Consider the following 15123-nt stretch of genomic DNA (forward strand, 5'->3'; position numbering starts at 1 on the left):
CGAAACCCGCTCCACCGTGCAGGCTGGAGCGGGTTGTGGGCGCGTCGGGTTCAGACTTCAAGCGCCAGCTTGTCCACGTCGCCCAGCAGCGGCGTACCCGCCGGGTACTCGCCGTTAAAGCAGGCCAGACACAGCCCCGGCCCGCTGACCGCTTCCCGCAGCCCGCGTTCGGAGATGAACTTCAGACTGTCCGCGCCGATGAGTTCGCGGATCTGCTCGATGCTGTGGGTGCTGGCGACGAGTTCCTTGCGGGCGGCGGTGTCGATGCCGTAGAAGCAGGGGTGCTTGATCGGTGGGCTGGACACGCGGAAGTGAACCTCGGTGGCTCCTGCCTCACGCAGCAAATTGACGATCTGGCGGCTGGTGGTGCCGCGCACGATGCTGTCGTCAATCAGCACCACCCGCTTGCCGCGCACCGCGCTGGTGGGCGAGAGCTTCATCTTGACCTTGAGGTCGCGGGCTTCCTGGGTGGGCGCGAGGAAGGTGCGGCCCGCGAAGGGATTCTTGTAGAGGCCGTAGTCGAAGGGGATGCCGCTCTCGCGGGCGTAGCCGATGGCCGCACCCATGCCCGAGTCCGGTACTGGCACCACGATGTCGGCGCTGACCGGAAACTCGCGGGCCAGTTGCTCGCCCATACGGATGCGGCTTTCGTGGGTGTCCACATTGTCCAGGCGGCTGTCGCTGCGGGCAAAGTAGATCCACTCGAACGAGCAGGGCGTCGGCCTGCTGGGATTGACCATCAAGCTGTGCAGGCCGTCGTGGTCCACCCAGACGAGTTCGCCGGGCAGCACGTCGCGCAGCAGCCGCGCGCCCACCGCGAACAGGGCGCACGGCTCCGAGGCGATCACGTAGGCCCCGTCTGGCCCGTCGCGCTGCCCGATGACCAGCGGGCGTACGCCATTGGGGTCGCGGAACCCGATCAGGGCAGTGCGGCTCATCAGCACGCAGGCGTAGCCGCCCCGAAGCTGCTGCATGGCTCCGGCAGTGGCTTCCACCAGGTCCATGTGGCTCTCGCGGGCAATCAGGTTGAGCATCACTTCAGAGTCGTTGGTGGTGGCAAACAGCGCCCCTTCCATCAGCATCTGGTTGCGGACCTCACGGGCGTTCACGAAGTTGCCGTTGTGGGCCAGACCCAGAATGCCCTTGTTGGTGCGGGTGGTCAGCGGCTGGGCGTTGAAGCGCAGATTTGAGCCGGTGGTCGAGTAGCGCACGTGCCCGATGCTGACCCTGGCATTGGCGAGCCGCACCGAGTCGAGCCGCCGCTCGTCGAACACCTGCGTCACCAGCCCCAGGTCCTTTTCCACGTGGAACTTGTCGCCGTCGCTGACCGCTATGCCTGCCGCTTCCTGGCCCCGGTGCTGGAGGGCGAAGATGCCCAGGTAGGTCAGCCAGGCCAGATCAAGCGGCTGCGGCGAGTACATGCCGAAGACGCCGCATTCGTCATGGGGTTTGTCATCGCCGTCGTAGGGGGGAAGGTCAGTGAAGGTCATTGGGTTGTCCTTTGGAGCGGTCAGTCCATCTTGCTGCTGTGCGAGTTTGCCTGGTGGCCCCCTCAACTGCGCTCACCCCAGCACGCTCTTCAAAGGTTCGTCGTATGCTGCTCTCAGCTCCGCGAGGTTCACGCTCAACTCTACATTCTGCCGGGGCAGGGCAATGGTGACGCCCGCCCCGCCCGCCCTGCCCAGCCGCACAAAGGGAACCTCCAACCCGTTCAGAAGGCTCTCGGCGGTGTCGGTGTCGGCGGGGTCTGAGATGGCCACCACGACGCGGCTGTGGGCCTCACCGAACAGCACGGCGTCGGCGCGGGCGTGGGTCTTCAGTTCAACCTTCAAACCCACGTCTCCTGCTATCGCCATCTCCGAGAGTGTGACGGCCAGCCCACCCTCGGCGCAGTCGTGCGCGGTGTCGGTCAGCCCGGCGCGGATGAGGGCCAGCACACCGTCAATCACTTTTTGTTCCAGCTTCAAGTCCAGTGGCGGCACCTGTCCAGCTTCCAGGCCATGCACCGTTTCCAGATACTGCGAAGCGCCGATGGAGTCTCCCAGTTCGCCCAGTAGATACAGCACCTGCCCCTCGCCCTTGAGGCCCAGGGTGGCCCGCTTGGTGATGTCCGGCAGCACGCCCACCATGCCGATGGTCGGAGTGGGATGAATCGCCACCGTGCGGCCCTCTTCCACATACTGGTTGTACAGACTGACGTTGCCGCCCGTCACCGGGGTATTCAGCGCCCGGCAGGCGTCCCCGATGCCCTGAACGGCCTGCTGCATCTGGTAATACACCTCGGGCCGGTGCGGGTTGCCAAAATTCAGGTTGTCGGTGATCGCCAGCGGCGTCGCGCCCACGCAGGCCAGGTTGCGGGCGGCCTCGGCCACGCCGGCGGCGGCCCCGGTGTACGGATCGAGCTGCACGAAACGCGGGTTGCAATCTGAGGTGGCGGCCACACCCATCGATGAGCCTTTGACGCGCATTACGGCGGCGTCGGCGGCTCCGGGTAGCACCACGGTGTTGGTCATCACCTGCTGGTCATAGCGTTCAAAGATCGGGCGTTTGCTGGCAATGGTCGGGTGAGAGAGCAGCCGCAGCAGCACCTCGTTCAAGTCGTCTGGCACCGGAATACCTGTCAGGTCACGCTGACGGGCGGCAATGATCTCCGGTGACTCCACGCCCTCGCGGGTGTACTTGGGCGCTTCGTTGAGCAGGGCCACCGGCAGGTCGCATACCATCTCGCCTTTCCAGGTCAGGCGGTAGTTGTGGTGCTCCTCCACCTGGCCGATGTTCACCACGTCCAGTTCCCATTTTTCCAGCAGGTCGTAGAGTTCCTGCTCGCGGCCCGGCACCGGTACCAGAATCATGCGCTCCTGCGACTCGCTGAGGCACAGCTCCATCGGCACCATTCCGGTTTCACGCGTGGGCACGTCGTCGAGGTTCATGGTGATGCCCAGCCCGGCCCGGTACGCCATCTCACAAGTAGAACTGACCAGTCCCGCCGCGCCCATGTCCTGCACGCCCGCCACCACGCCCGCTTCAATGGCTTCCAGGGTCGCTTCCAGCAGCAGCTTTTCCATGAAGGGATCGCCCACCTGCACGGCAGGTCTGTCGGCCTGCGAGGCGTCGGAGAGGTCGGCGGAGGCGAATACCGCGCCGCCCAATCCGTCGCGCCCGGTCTTGGAGCCGACGTAGATGATCTGGTTACCGACCTCGCCCATCGTGCCCTTCGCCAGATCCTCGTGTCTCAGCAGGCCCAGCGCCATCACGTTGACCAGCGGATTTTCCTGGTAGCTGGGGTGAAAGGTGACCTCGCCGCCCACGGTGGGCACGCCAATCGCGTTGCCGTAGTGACTGATGCCCTCCACCACGCCGTTGACCAGAAACTTGGTGCGGGGCGAGTCGGGGTCGCCGAACCGCAGCGAGTCCAGCACTGCGAAGGGCCGCGCCCCCATTGCGAAAATGTCGCGCAGGATGCCGCCCACGCCCGTCGCCGCACCCTGCACCGGTTCCACCGCCGAGGGGTGGTTGTGCGACTCCATCTTGAAGGCCACACCCCAGCCCTCGCCGATGTCGACCACACCCGCGTTCTCGCCGGGGCCTTGCAGGACTTGTGGACCTTCAGTCGGAAAGGCCTTGAAGAGGGGCCGCGAGTTCTTGTAGCCGCAGTGCTCGCTCCACATCGCGCCGACGATGGCGGCTTCCAGGGCGTTGGGGTGGCGCTCCAGTTGGGAAACGAGCAGGTCGTATTCGCTGTCGGAGAGGCCGAAGGTGGCGGCGCGGGTTCGGAGGGAAGGGTTGGAGGCGTGGGTCTGGGTCATTTGAGGAACCTCGTTATCCAACGTAGTGCAGATACGCTCAGGATAATGACGAATAACTGTAGAAGGAGTTGAGGAGTATCAACGACTGCGTTTGATATGCAACGCTCGTATGCCTCATTCGCGAAGATGTCGAAAAATTCTGAGACGTTTTCCTGAAGAAAATTCGTTTTCTTCTGTGAACAGTAAGTTCTCGCATCCGTATAATTTCCCATTCCTGCTGTCAAAATCAGGGGCGGTTGAAAAAGTGATCCAGATATCTATAAGAACCCCAAAATAATGAAACCCGATCTTAAGAAGATCAAAGCTTTACTGACTCCGGCGTCAAATTCCACACTGCTTCTTGTAGCTGTTTGTCAAAGCTCATGAAATTGATAGGCATAACTTAACGCAGGGCGATGGCTGGGGCGAGGTGAAAGCGCCCCTTCGTCCCTCAAGCCTTCTTTCCCAACTGCACCTGCCCCCGGTGATAAGCGATGTGCCGCAGGTGCATACCCAGGGCAGCGAGGCGGGGGCGCTCGCCGCTTGGGGCGCTGGGCGAAAAGGCCATGCCGTCCATATCGGCGTCGCTGGCCGAGCGCAAATAGGCCACTGCTTCAGCGCCCACGCTGTCCAGCTGAGCCAGAACTGCGTTCTGGTCGGCATTTTCCTCGGTGGGTGGAACGCCGCTGAGATTCTGCGCCCAGGCCTGATCTTCCCAGCCTAAATAGTTGTAAGTGGGCGTTCTGTCTTGCAGCACGGTCAGCCGCAGCCAGTCGGCAATGTGCAGGGCGTGCCAGGCGGAGCTGTGGCCCAGGCGGGCGATACTGAACGCTTCGGTGGGGACGCTTTCCAGCGCGGCGCGAAAAGCGGTGAGTTCTATTTCGTACTGATCGGCCAGAAAAGTCTGGAGGGCAGTCATTTTACCAGTACCGCTTTGAGGCTCTGAAACAGCTTCTGACCGTCCTCGCTGCCCAGCAAGGCTTCCATTGCCCGCTCAGGGTGCGGCATCATCCCCAGCACGTTGCCGCGCTCGCTGACGATTCCGGCGATGTCGTTGATGCTGCCGTTGGGGTTGTCCAGATACCGGAAGACGATCCGGCCCTCGTCCTCCAGCCGCGCAATCGTCGCGGTGTCGGCGTAATAATTGCCCTCGCCGTGCGCGATGGGGATTTCAAGGGTCTGGTCTGGCGCATACGCGGAGGTGAACGCGGTCTGGTTGTTCTCCACCCGCAGATGCACCGGCTTGCACAGAAAATGCACCTCGCGGTTGCGGCCCAGTGCGCCCGGTAGCAGTCCTGCCTCGGTCAGCACCTGAAAGCCGTTGCAGATACCCAGCACATAACCGCCGCGTTCGGCGTGCGCCTTGATGGCCCCCATGATCGGGCTGCGGGCCGCCACTGCGCCGCTGCGGAGATGGTCGCCGTAGGAAAAGCCGCCGGGTAAAATCACCAGATCGGTGCCAGCGGGGAGGCCGTCTTCGGTGTGCCACACGAAGTGGGCAGAAGGGTCGAGATTCATCTGGGCGGCGTGCAGCGCGTCGGCGTCGCAGTTGGAGCCGGGAAACTGAATCACGGCGACGTTCATAGGTGCTGCAACTCCTTGACGGTGCGCCCACTCACGACATTGCCGGTGTTCAGTGTGCTGGCGGGTTCGAACATCATGATCCAGGTTTCTTCCGTCTGGGCGACGGGCAGATGCTCCACGCCGCGCGGTACGACGATCAGCTCGCCCTCGCCAACGATTCGCTCGCCGTCTCTGAATTTCAGTTGCAGCACGCCTTTGATCACCATGAACAGTTCGTCCTCCTGCTCGTGGGCGTGCCACTCGAACTCGCCGCTGATACGGGCAATTTTGACCTGCTGGCCGTTGAGGTCGGCCACCACTTTGGGCTGCCAGTGTTCACTGAACAGGCCAAACTTCTCGTGCAGATTGACCGTCTGGGGGAGTGTCGCGGCGGGCGTGCTCACGCTGGCTCCAATGTTCGCTCTTCCAGCTCCCAGCGCACATTTTCCATCACCGGATTGCTCAGCACGTTCTCGGCGATATCCTTCAGACGGCTTTCCACTTCAGTATGCTCGCCTTCCAGTTGCAGCTCGATGTATTTGCCCACCCGCACGCCGCTCACCGGCTGGCCCAGGTGTGACAGCGAGCGCTCGACGGTGCGCCCCTGCGGATCGAGGATGCTGGGCTTGAGGGTAACGAAGACTCTGGCCTGATAGTTGGGCATGGGAATTCCTTTGGAGTTGAGTTGGGGCCTGTGTTTCGCGGGAAGAGAAAGAGAAATGGGAATTTTTCCCTGATCACGCATTCCGCGTGACCGATCACTCAGGCCTGCTCCACCCGCCTCAGCATCTCCCCGTAAGCTTCCTCGACCCCGCCCAGATCGTGCCGGAAGCGGTCCTTGTCCATCTTCTCGCCGGTCTCGGCGTCCCAGAAGCGGCAGGTATCAGGGCTGATCTCGTCGGCCAGCACAAGTTGACCGCTGGGCAATTTGCCGAATTCCAATTTGAAATCAATGAGACGGATGCCGCGCTGCCCAAAAAATGGCGTCAAAAAGCCGTTCACTTGCAGTGCCAGTTCACGAATGCGGGCCATATCGCCCTCGGTGGCCCACTCCAGCGCCACAGCGGTATCGGTGTTGATGAGCGGGTCGCCCAGCGCGTCGGATTTGTAGCAGTACTCCACGACCGGGCGGGCGAGCGGCGTGCCTTCCTCCAGGCCCAGTTTCTTGGCGAAGCTGCCTGCCGCCACGTTGCGCACGATCACTTCCACAGGTACGATCGTCACAGCCTTGACGAGCTGCTCGGTGTCGGAGAGTTTGGCGATGAAGTGGGTGGGAATACCCACGCCCTCCAGTTTCGGATACAGCGCAGCGGTGATGGCGTTGTTGGTGGCCCCCTTGCCCACCCAGCTTCCGCGTTTCTGGGCGTTGAAGGCGGTGGCTTCGTCCTTGTATTCCACCAGGTACTCGGTGGGGTTCGGGGTGGCGTAGACCCGCTTGGCCTTGCCCTCGTAGCGGAGTTCACCTCTGGTCGTGTCGGTCATGCTGGCTCCTGTGATGTTCGGCAAAAAGCAGAAAAACGGGGATCAACGAAGGCAGCGAGCCGGTTCCCGGTGGGGGGAACACGCTCGCTGCGGCTGAGTACCTGGGCGGCACGCTGAAATGAAGGGATGGGCAAACTCGTGCATCGGAAACCTCCAACGCCGCCTCACGGACGACTGGTCCAGCGCCTGCTCGGGCTGGGGCGTCTCGCTGGACGCACGGATGGAAGATCGGGCGACTCTCCTGGGTTGACCGGGGCGCTCACCCTCAGGTCAGGAGAGCAGCTTAACATTCCCGCGCCCCGCCGGGTAGGGTCGGGCGGCCCGGACAGGCAACCCGTCTGGGCAACCCCCGCCTGGGCAATTCGGCAGGGACGAAGGCGGCATGCCGGGAAGCTACACTGGGCAGCATGGTTGCTGACCCTTCCCCCCTGCCCCCCACGCTGCTGCTGGTCGTGGACCTGATTGATACAGACACTGGACTCGCCGAGGTCGAAGACGACCAGGGACGCACCTACGCCTTTCCCGCTGCCTGGTTGCCGCAGGCCGCCGACGGTCAGGCTTACCGGGTGAGCGTCTCGGGCCAGGGCGTGCAGTTCGTGGCGGAAGCAGGCGGCGCGGCCCGGCTGCGCGAAAAGAGCAAGCAGACCCTGCTGGAGTTCAGTGACGACTTCAGCGGCGAGGTGGCTCCGCCCGGCGAAGATGGGCAACCATGACCGAAGTGGTGGTCGTGCCCGATCTGCACGGGCGGCTCGATCTGCTGCTGGCGGCCCTGCGCCAGTTTCCTGGGGCGCACTTTCTGTCGCTGGGCGACGCCATTGACCGTGGCCCGCGCAGTCTCGCCACCGTGGACAAGCTGCTGGAACTGCACGATCAGGGCCGCGCCACCTTACTCATGGGCAACCACGAGCGCATGGCGCAGGAGGGCCTCAAGTGGTATCAGCGCTACAGCGGCACGCACGACATGGACGATTACCGGAGGGCGATGGAGGGCTACCAGTGGTGGATGCAGGCGGGGGGTGACACGGTCCGTAAGGAGATCCCCCACTACGCCGCCGAACGTGGTGGCCCCAGCAGCCTGACCCTGGAGCAGTTTCCAGCGAATCTGGCCCGCTACCTCGATCTGCTCGTTCGGGTGGTGTATGTCACCGCCGACGGGGTCATTCACTTGGAGGTGCCACCGGAGCCGAGCGTGCTGGTGGCCCATGCCAGCCCCCCGGTGAGCCATCCGCAGTACCGCAATCCCGAAACGGCGGCGCTGTGGCTGCGGCCCTTTGAAGGCCCCTTTCCGCTCCCGCCGGGTGTGGCCTACAGCGTTCACGGCCATACCCCGGTGCGCGGCCCGACCCGGCTGGGCCGTCACATCTACCTCGATTTGGGGGCCTATGAGACTGGACGGCTGGCGCTGCTGCCGGTCAGTGTCCATCAGCTGAGTACGGTGACGGTGCTGTGCGGGCGCGGCGAGCCGCTGCGGGCCAGCCGTTACCCGGCGATGGGCGAGGCGCTTCCCGCCCAGATGGTGACGCTGGATGGTGCGCCGGGTCGGCGCTGAGGTGAGGCCGCCCGATCCGGCGCGCACACCCGGTCCCCAGTCCAGACGCGCTCATCTGACCCGGCCCCTGTGGCTGGGCCTGGGCTTTTTGTTCACCGGCATCGGCCTGCTCGGCACGGTGCTGCCGCTGCTGCCCGGCACCGGGTTTCTGGTGCTGGCGGCCTGGTGCTTTTCGCGCAGCAGTCCCCGCTTCGAGGCGTGGCTGCTCGGCCTGCCGGTGGTGGGCGAACTGCTCAGCGATTACCGCGCCGGAAAGGGGATGCCGCTGCGGGCCAAGATGGTCGCCTGCCTGAGCATCGCCCTGGCGGTGGGCCTGAGCCTGAACCGCATTCCGGTGCTGATCGGTCAGGTGGTCTGGGTGCTGCTGGGCATGTTCGGCATCTGGTACATCGTTCGGCGGGTGCCGCTGCGGCGCTGAGAGGAAAAGGCGGCTACAGCACCGCGTCCAGCCCCGACAGACATTCCTGGGCAATGGCGCGGGCCAGCGGGTCACGGGTCGAGCGGGCATAACTGACGCCCAGGTGCAGGTGCTCGTCGGCCTCGTCCTCACCGAGCATGATCAGGGTTTGAAAGAACGCCAGATGAACATGCGAGAGCAGCACGTCGCGGGTGCGCTCCGGCGGCAGCACGCGCAGGGTGTCGAGCGCCTCGGTCAGCAGATCGAGCGCCGCCCTGCTCTCGCCCTCCACTGCCGACTCGCGCCCCAGTTGCAGGAAGCGGGCGGCACTCAGGTAGGCGGGGCGCATGTCGGCCACTCTAGCGCAGCAGCCAGACCGAAATCAGAAGATGAAGGCGGCTCCGGCGTAAGAATCCCGTGAGGTGGTGGGCCTCATGCTGGCCTGAGCATGACCAACGCCGTGGCAATCGCGTTACTCAGCAGCCTCACTCTCTTTCTGGGCCTGAGTGCGCTGGCGCGCCGCCACATGCAGCGCGAGCGCCTGAGTATCAGCGGGCTGGTGCTCACCCTGAGCGGGCTGGCAGGGCTGGGCTGGCTGATCATGGCTGCTGGACTGCGTGCCGCTGCCCCGGTGCTGCTGATCGGCGCGTTGGGCTACTGTTTCGGGCACTTCACGACGCCGCGCCGTGCCGATTCGCGTCTCAGCGCCCCCGGTCCTCAGCTCAAACCCAAATGATGCTGATTTTCCTTCAGCGCTGACTGGGCTAAGTCTTACTCGGCCAGCCGCAGCCAGGGCCAGCGCGCCCGGTAGTCGGCCACCTTCGCCGCGTAGAGGGCGGGCGTGAGGTTGAGGGGGTTGGGCCGCAGAATGCCGCTGGCGAGGTCACCGAACCCGTGTGGGGCATAGACCTCGCCGCTGGCCGAGATGCCCAGGCAGGTACACTCCACCAGAAACTGCGCGATGCTCTCCTGCGAACTGCCGATGGCAGGGCGGGGCAGGCCGTACTTCTCGCCGAACCACAGATGCACGCGGGCCTGGTTGCGGACCTCGATCAGCACACCGAGGTCGGCGAACAGCGTCTCGGCGCGGCGGATCACGGCGTCCTCGGCCTCGTAACTGGTGTCGGCGTCCCAGTAGAAGAGGTCGTAATCGCGGATACCCTGGCCCGCCGGACGGCCCGAGCGCACGTTCCAGACGCCCTGAAACAGGCAGCCTGCCACCAGATACAGCTGCGCTTCGCCGAGCTGGGGCATCCGCTCGATGATCGCCGCGTTGACCGGATTGCTCAGCACGGTGGCCCTGAATTCCGCCTCGGTCATGCGCTCAGCGGTCCTGTTCCTGTTCCCAGGTTCAGCGTCTCGGGGGTCCCCGGCGCTCGCCGCCCTCGCGCGGCGCACGCGGCTCGCGGGGCGCGATCTTGCCTTCGAGTTCCGGGCGCACCAGGTCGATCTTGCCCCGGTCATCGATGCCCACGATCTTGACGCGCAGCTTGTCGCCCACGTTCAGCGCGTCCTCGACGGCGTTGATGCGCTCCTCGCTGATCTGCGAGATGTGCAGCATGCCGTCTTGCCCGGCAAACAGGTTGACGAAGGCCCCGAACGGCGCAGTCTTGACCACCGTGCCCTCGAATTCCTCACCGATCTTGGCGCTGCGGGTCACGGCCTCGATCCTGGCCTGCACGGCCTTGGCGGCCTCGCCGTCGCTGCTGAAGATGCGGATGGTGCCGTCTTCCTCGATGGTCACCTGCGCGCCCATCGCTTCGAGTTCGCGGACCTGCTTGCCGCCCGGCCCGATCACCTTGCCGATGAGTTCGGGGTTGATCTTGAGGCTGATGATGCGCGGCGCGGTGGGGGAGAGTTCGGGGCGGGGCGCGGCCAGCACCTCGGCCATCTTGCCGAGGATGTGCAGCCGGGCGTCTTTGGCCTGACTCAGCGCCTCGCGCATAATCTGGGGCGTGATGCCCTGAATCTTGATGTCCATTTGCAGAGCGGTCACGCCCTGGGCGCTGCCGCAGACTTTGAAGTCCATGTCGCCCAGCGCGTCTTCCGAGCCGAGAATGTCAGTCAGAATCTTGTATTTGCCGTCTTCCATGACCAGGCCCATCGCCACGCCCGCCACTGGGGCGGTGATCGGTACGCCCGCGTCCATCAGCGCCAGGGTGCCCGCGCAGACGGTGGCCATGCTGCTGCTGCCATTGCTCTCCAGCACCTCGCCCACCAGCCGGATCACGTAGGGGAAGCTCTCGAAGCTGGGCAGCACCGCCCGGATGGCCCGCTTGGCGAGGTTGCCGTGGCCGATCTCGCGCCGCGACTGCCCGCCCATGCGCTTGACCTCGCCGGTGGAGTACGGCGGAAAGTTGTAGTGCAGCATGAACTTGTCGCCGGTTTCGCTGGTCAAATCGTCAATCAAGATTTCGTCGCGCTCGGTGCCGAGAGTCGCCACGCCCAGCACCTGCGTCTCGCCGCGTGTGAAGATGGCCGAGCCGTGGGCGCGCGGCAGGGGCCGGGCCTCGATCCAGATGGGGCGTACCGTGCGGGTGTTGCGTCCGTCGGCGCGCAAATCTTCTTCCAGAATCAACCGGCGCAGTTCCTGCTTCTCGACCCTGTAAAAGGCGTTCTTGAGGGCGGTGATCTGGGCGGCGGCTCCCTCGGCCCCGGCGTCGGACACCCGCAGGGCGATCAGTCCGTCGCGCAGGGCCTTGATGCGGGTCGAGCGGTCCTTCTTGCCGGTGGTCAGCAGGGCGTCGCGCAGGCCGCTGGCTTTGGCATCGGTGGCCAGTGCGGGGAGCATGTCGGCGGCCGGGTCGGTCTCGCTGACCAGCGTGAACTTCTCCTGCCCCAGTTCGGCGCGCATCTGCTCAATCAGGGCGATGATCGGCTGCATCTGGGCGTGGGCAAACTCGATGGCCGAGACCAGCGCGTCCTCGTCCACGGTTTTCGCGCCCGCCTCGACCATCAGAATGGCGTCTCTGGTTCCGGCGACGACCAGGTCCATGCTGCTGTGTTCGAGCTGGCTGAAGGTCGGATTGATGACGAACGCCCCGTCGATCTGTCCGACCCGCACGCAGGCGGTGGGACCTTCCCAGGGAATGTCGGAGATGCTCAGCGCCGCCGAAGCGCCGATGGGGCCGAGCACGTCCGGGGCGTTCTCGCCGTCTGCCGAGATCACCGTGATGATGACCTGGGTTTCCTGGCGGTAGTTCTTTGGAAACAGCGGGCGAATCTGGCGGTCCGTGATGCGTGCCGACAAGATGGCCTTCTCGCCGGGGCGGCCCTCGCGGCGGTGAAACGATCCCGGAATCTTGCCCACGGCGTAGTGGCGCTCCTCGAACTCCACCGTCAGCGGCAGAAAGTCGAGGCTGCTGCGCTCGTCTCTGGCCTGGGCGGTTACAAGCAGGATGGTGTCGCCGTAGCGCACGGTCACCGAGCCGCTGACCAGTTTGGCGAGCTTGCCGGTTTCGATACTCAGTTCTTTGTTGCCGAGCATGGTGGAAAAGGTCCGGGGGGTTTTGACGTTCATTGCCCCGAGTCTAGCGCGGCAGCGCTGATCAACGGTGACGGCTGCGGGGAAAGCGGGGGGCTTGAATCAGAGGCGTTCAGCGGGTATTCGTGCGCCGCATGTCTCGCTCGAGGCGGAGCTTGTCCCAGAAGCCGGGACAATTCCAGCCTCAAGACAATGGGACAGGCCTCCGCCTACGCTCGGAGGGCCTTCGGGGAGAGCAGCAGACCACAGACCACCGCAACGGGATTCTTGAGGAGGAGTGTTCGGACCGCGCCCTGAACGCCCACGTGACCGTCGTCCGCTTGCCGCGACTTTCCAGCGTTCGCCGTCTCAAGGAGCCGTGTATGCCCCATTCCAACGTCGAGAATCGCCCCGCTCTCATCCTGTCCCGCCGCGCATTAATGCAGCGGGCCGCTGTTCTGGGACTCGTCAGCCTGCCCCTGGTGCGGGGCGTGGGGCTGGCCCAGACCACGACACCGATCCTGCCCGTCACCGGAATTGCCAGCGACTACAGGTTGAGCCTGGCAGGCCTCCCTGCCGTCACCATTCTGCAGGACGTGAGTGCCCGCAAGGGCAACAAGGCGGCCTGGCCGCTGCTCACGGGCGTGTCCATCGCCCAGGTGGAACTTCCGGAGGGCAGCTGGCGAGCGCCGCACTACCACACCAACGCCTCCGAACTGGCCGTGATCGTGCAGGGCCGCGCCAGAGCCGCACTGCAACCGCCGGGGCAGGCGTGGCTGGAACTTGACCTGGAAGTCGGCGACTGCGTGTATTTCCCGCTGGGCTGGCCGCACTGGCTCAGGAACACCGGCAGCGGGGTGCTGCACACCTATTTCAACTACGGCCACGAACAACCTGCCACCGTCGAAGTGCCGGGCTGAAGAGAGGATCGTCTGTATGCCATCCCCCCGGCCAGGCGTTCAATGGGCCGGGGGGGGCCTTCTTTTGTAGCCCCAGATCAGCGCCGCCAGTCCCACCACACCCGCCAGCGTGATGATCAGTCCGGCGTTGCCGACCAGCAAAAAGGCCAGCGGCAGCCCGGCGGCGATCAGCACTGGCGGCCACCATGCCTTCCCCAGTGCCCGCAGCGCCAGCAGGGCACTCAGCAAACCGCCGATCAATCCGGCCCACACCACCAGCAGGTAACTCATCAGCACGCCGCCGAGGGCCAGACCTGCCAGTACGGCCAGCAGCGCCAGCGCCACCTGGGCCGGGGTCGTCCGTAGTCCGCGCCCCCAGGCCCACAGCGCGCCGAAGACGGCGGCGAGCAGCAGAGAAAGTGGCGCGAAGCCGTAGAGCTTGCCCAGCGTCTCGCGCAGGCTGGCGCTGCTGAAGGTCATGGAGACGTCCTGCGCCGTGATCACGTCCTTGAGGTTCCAGCTCAGGGTCGTGCTGCCCAGGCTGCGCGCGGTCTGGGTGGGCGGCAGGCTGTAGCGGGCGAACTTGGCAGCCTCGTTGGTCTTCACGCTCAGTTCGAAGTCCTTGATCGGCTCCCGGCGGCTGGCCAGCAGGTAGCTCCAGCCACGCGCGCCCTGGTGGGCATAGGTCACCTTCACGTTGACGGTCTCTTTGGGCTGCACCTGCGCCTCCCACTGGCTGCCGTTGCTCAGGTCAGCGGCGGTCAGTTCCTGGCCGTTCACGATCACCTTGAAGCCCGAGAGGGTGCCGCTGCCGTTGGGCAGGGGAAACTGAAAGCGCACGGTGGCCGCCCGGTCCAGCGGGTTGGTGAAGGCGTACTCGGCGGCGAAGGTGGCGTTGTAGTAGGTGCGCCTGGCCCCCCGCGCCGGGGTTACGAAATCCAGACTGACGTTGACCCGCGAGGTATCCAGCTTGATCGGCTCCTCGGTGGTCAGGGTGGCCTGCCGGGTAAAGATCACGTCCTGGCCGCTGCGGCGGAACTGGTCCACCAGTTTGGTCACGTTCTCGCTGGTGGGGTCGGTGAGGTACGGTGCGAGTGCGCCCACGCCCTGCTCACCCACCCGTTTGAGCAGGCTGGGCGGCACCACCAGCGTGCGGGTGTAGGTGCGGTCGGTCAGGTAGGTGATGGTGGGGGCCGACTGGGTGGTGGGCGCGGCGTCGAGGTCGGCCCCATTTCCGGCCCGCGCGTTCTCGCCCACGCTGACCCGGCTGATGACCAGGCTGCCCAGCACCCCCAGCGCTACGAAGGTAAAGGCGAACAGCAGCAGCACGGCAGCCCAGCTTCCTACCGGCCAGGCGGCCTCGCGCAGCCAGCCGGTCGCCGACTCGTAGCGGGTGCGGCTGCGAAGCCGCAGGGTCAGCAGTCCGACTGCGCCGAGTAGCGCCAGCACCAGCACTGCCCACAGCAGCGCATGCCAGCCGGAGAAGAGAGACCAGAAGGCGTCCAGGGCCACTTGAACCATACGAAACTCCTTGGGCAGCTTGGCGAAGATGGGGCAGTGGGCAGACCTGAAAAATAAGCTGAGATGTGCGGGGGGACTGATGAGATGATAGTCGAAAGAGATGAGTAGATCACTCAAGATGTGTAGGATACTCAGATGAGTAAGAAAGTGAGTATAGACGGGTCAGTCTCGCCGCTCCCCGAAACTTGAACTTGGTACACTCGGGCCATGTCCCTCTCCTTCGAGCAGGCCCGCGCCGAGTCCCAGGCGCTGCCCAGTAAGCCTGACAACGCCACGCTGCTCAAGCTCTACGCGCTCTATAAGCAGGGCAGCCAGGGCGACGTGACCGGCGAGCGGCCCGGCGGTTTCGATTTTGTCGGCGCGGCCAAATACGACGCCTGGGCCGGGCTGAAGGGCACGCCGTCCTTGGACGCCCAGGCCAGCTACGTGGTGCTGGTCGAGCAGCTTCAGCAGGTCTAGCAGGC

At 64.9% G+C, this 15123-nt stretch carries 17 protein-coding genes; 6 read left to right on the forward strand and 11 right to left on the reverse strand.

The window, feature by feature from the left end; translation table 11 throughout:
* Positions 1-50 precede the first annotated feature (50 nt).
* From purF to purC, 7 genes are all read right to left on the reverse strand, one after another.
* Positions 51-1490, reverse strand: coding sequence for an amidophosphoribosyltransferase (gene purF, locus N0D28_RS06910; protein WP_260561633.1), 1440 nt, complete (start codon positions 1488-1490; stop codon positions 51-53).
* Between the two features lie 72 nt (positions 1491-1562).
* Complete coding sequence (gene purL, locus N0D28_RS06915; protein ID WP_260561634.1) at positions 1563-3806, reverse strand: phosphoribosylformylglycinamidine synthase subunit PurL; 2244 nt, start codon at positions 3804-3806, stop codon at positions 1563-1565.
* 430 nt (positions 3807-4236) lie between these two features.
* Entirely contained in the window at positions 4237-4704 is a 468-nt protein-coding gene (locus N0D28_RS06920; protein ID WP_260561635.1) for a DinB family protein, read from the reverse strand.
* On the reverse strand, positions 4701-5369 hold the full coding sequence (gene purQ / locus N0D28_RS06925; RefSeq protein ID WP_260561636.1) for a phosphoribosylformylglycinamidine synthase subunit PurQ: 669 nt from the start codon (positions 5367-5369) through the stop codon (positions 4701-4703). The genes N0D28_RS06920 and purQ overlap by 4 nt, the downstream gene beginning before the upstream one ends.
* Entirely contained in the window at positions 5366-5752 is a 387-nt protein-coding gene (locus tag N0D28_RS06930; RefSeq protein WP_260561637.1) for a cupin domain-containing protein, read from the reverse strand. Before N0D28_RS06930 ends, purQ begins: the two co-directional genes overlap by 4 nt.
* On the reverse strand, positions 5749-6012 hold the full coding sequence (purS, locus tag N0D28_RS06935) for a phosphoribosylformylglycinamidine synthase subunit PurS (RefSeq protein ID WP_260561638.1): 264 nt from the start codon (positions 6010-6012) through the stop codon (positions 5749-5751). Before purS ends, N0D28_RS06930 begins: the two co-directional genes overlap by 4 nt.
* A 98-nt stretch (positions 6013-6110) precedes the next feature.
* Positions 6111-6830 carry a phosphoribosylaminoimidazolesuccinocarboxamide synthase gene (purC, locus tag N0D28_RS06940; RefSeq protein ID WP_260561639.1) on the reverse strand — a complete coding sequence of 240 codons (720 nt, stop codon included), beginning with the start codon at positions 6828-6830 and terminating at the stop codon, positions 6111-6113.
* A gap of 407 nt (positions 6831-7237) precedes the next feature.
* Here purC and N0D28_RS06945 point away from each other — a divergent pair, with 407 nt between their 5' ends.
* The 3 genes from N0D28_RS06945 to N0D28_RS06955 are packed head-to-tail and all read left to right on the forward strand — an operon-like array spanning position 7238 to position 8797.
* Positions 7238-7543, forward strand: a complete 306-nt coding sequence (locus N0D28_RS06945) for a hypothetical protein (RefSeq protein WP_260561640.1) — start codon at positions 7238-7240, stop codon at positions 7541-7543.
* Positions 7540-8379: a metallophosphoesterase gene (locus N0D28_RS06950; RefSeq protein ID WP_260561641.1), complete on the forward strand. Its 840-nt coding sequence runs from the start codon at positions 7540-7542 to the stop codon at positions 8377-8379. Before N0D28_RS06945 ends, N0D28_RS06950 begins: the two co-directional genes overlap by 4 nt.
* Complete coding sequence (locus tag N0D28_RS06955; RefSeq protein ID WP_260561642.1) at positions 8357-8797, forward strand: YbaN family protein; 441 nt, start codon at positions 8357-8359, stop codon at positions 8795-8797. Before N0D28_RS06950 ends, N0D28_RS06955 begins: the two co-directional genes overlap by 23 nt.
* A gap of 13 nt (positions 8798-8810) precedes the next feature.
* On the opposite strand, the gene N0D28_RS06960 is transcribed toward N0D28_RS06955, so the two are convergent.
* Positions 8811-9125 (reverse strand): hypothetical protein, encoded by a 315-nt coding sequence (locus tag N0D28_RS06960; protein WP_260561643.1) that lies wholly within the window; start codon positions 9123-9125, stop codon positions 8811-8813.
* Positions 9126-9224: 99 nt separating this feature from the next.
* Between N0D28_RS06960 and N0D28_RS06965 the strand changes: the two genes are divergently transcribed.
* A complete protein-coding gene (locus N0D28_RS06965) occupies positions 9225-9512 on the forward strand; it encodes a hypothetical protein (RefSeq protein ID WP_260561644.1) in 288 nt (95 codons plus the stop codon).
* Positions 9513-9547: 35 nt separating this feature from the next.
* Here the strand turns inward: N0D28_RS06965 and N0D28_RS06970 are convergent, their stop codons facing one another.
* Together N0D28_RS06970 and pnp are read right to left on the reverse strand one after the other, a co-directional pair.
* Positions 9548-10096: a nucleotidyltransferase family protein gene (locus N0D28_RS06970; RefSeq protein ID WP_260561645.1), complete on the reverse strand. Its 549-nt coding sequence runs from the start codon at positions 10094-10096 to the stop codon at positions 9548-9550.
* A 31-nt stretch (positions 10097-10127) separates the two neighbouring features.
* Positions 10128-12296, reverse strand: a complete 2169-nt coding sequence (gene pnp, locus N0D28_RS06975) for a polyribonucleotide nucleotidyltransferase (protein ID WP_376777660.1) — start codon at positions 12294-12296, stop codon at positions 10128-10130.
* Positions 12297-12622: 326 nt separating this feature from the next.
* On the opposite strand from pnp, the gene N0D28_RS06980 reads away from it, so the two are divergent.
* Positions 12623-13159: a cupin domain-containing protein gene (locus N0D28_RS06980; RefSeq protein ID WP_260561646.1), complete on the forward strand. Its 537-nt coding sequence runs from the start codon at positions 12623-12625 to the stop codon at positions 13157-13159.
* 39 nt (positions 13160-13198) lie between these two features.
* On the opposite strand, the gene N0D28_RS06985 is transcribed toward N0D28_RS06980, so the two are convergent.
* The gene (locus tag N0D28_RS06985; RefSeq protein WP_260561647.1) at positions 13199-14659 is read right to left on the reverse strand and encodes a hypothetical protein; all 1461 of its coding nucleotides are present in this window, start codon (positions 14657-14659) and stop codon (positions 13199-13201) included.
* A 207-nt stretch (positions 14660-14866) separates the two neighbouring features.
* On the opposite strand from N0D28_RS06985, the gene N0D28_RS06990 reads away from it, so the two are divergent.
* Positions 14867-15118, forward strand: a complete 252-nt coding sequence (locus N0D28_RS06990) for an acyl-CoA-binding protein (protein WP_260561648.1) — start codon at positions 14867-14869, stop codon at positions 15116-15118.
* Positions 15119-15123 lie beyond the last annotated feature (5 nt).

This window comes from Deinococcus rubellus (genome assembly GCF_025244745.1).
GTDB lineage: Bacteria > Deinococcota > Deinococci > Deinococcales > Deinococcaceae > Deinococcus > Deinococcus rubellus.

Coding starts and splice junctions, on each gene's coding strand:
- purF (WP_260561633.1), bottom strand. CDS start 1,490: ATGACCTTCACTGACCTTCCCCCCTACGACGGCGATGACAAACCCCAT.
- purL (WP_260561634.1), bottom strand. CDS start 3,806: ATGACCCAGACCCACGCCTCCAACCCTTCCCTCCGAACCCGCGCCGCC.
- N0D28_RS06920 (WP_260561635.1), bottom strand. CDS start 4,704: ATGACTGCCCTCCAGACTTTTCTGGCCGATCAGTACGAAATAGAACTC.
- purQ (WP_260561636.1), bottom strand. CDS start 5,369: ATGAACGTCGCCGTGATTCAGTTTCCCGGCTCCAACTGCGACGCCGAC.
- purS (WP_260561638.1), bottom strand. CDS start 6,012: ATGCCCAACTATCAGGCCAGAGTCTTCGTTACCCTCAAGCCCAGCATC.
- purC (WP_260561639.1), bottom strand. CDS start 6,830: ATGACCGACACGACCAGAGGTGAACTCCGCTACGAGGGCAAGGCCAAG.
- N0D28_RS06945 (WP_260561640.1), top strand. CDS start 7,238: ATGGTTGCTGACCCTTCCCCCCTGCCCCCCACGCTGCTGCTGGTCGTG.
- N0D28_RS06950 (WP_260561641.1), top strand. CDS start 7,540: ATGACCGAAGTGGTGGTCGTGCCCGATCTGCACGGGCGGCTCGATCTG.
- N0D28_RS06955 (WP_260561642.1), top strand. CDS start 8,357: ATGGTGCGCCGGGTCGGCGCTGAGGTGAGGCCGCCCGATCCGGCGCGC.
- N0D28_RS06960 (WP_260561643.1), bottom strand. CDS start 9,125: ATGCGCCCCGCCTACCTGAGTGCCGCCCGCTTCCTGCAACTGGGGCGC.
- N0D28_RS06965 (WP_260561644.1), top strand. CDS start 9,225: ATGACCAACGCCGTGGCAATCGCGTTACTCAGCAGCCTCACTCTCTTT.
- N0D28_RS06970 (WP_260561645.1), bottom strand. CDS start 10,096: ATGACCGAGGCGGAATTCAGGGCCACCGTGCTGAGCAATCCGGTCAAC.
- pnp (WP_376777660.1), bottom strand. CDS start 12,296: ATGAACGTCAAAACCCCCCGGACCTTTTCCACCATGCTCGGCAACAAA.
- N0D28_RS06980 (WP_260561646.1), top strand. CDS start 12,623: ATGCCCCATTCCAACGTCGAGAATCGCCCCGCTCTCATCCTGTCCCGC.
- N0D28_RS06985 (WP_260561647.1), bottom strand. CDS start 14,659: ATGGTTCAAGTGGCCCTGGACGCCTTCTGGTCTCTCTTCTCCGGCTGG.
- N0D28_RS06990 (WP_260561648.1), top strand. CDS start 14,867: ATGTCCCTCTCCTTCGAGCAGGCCCGCGCCGAGTCCCAGGCGCTGCCC.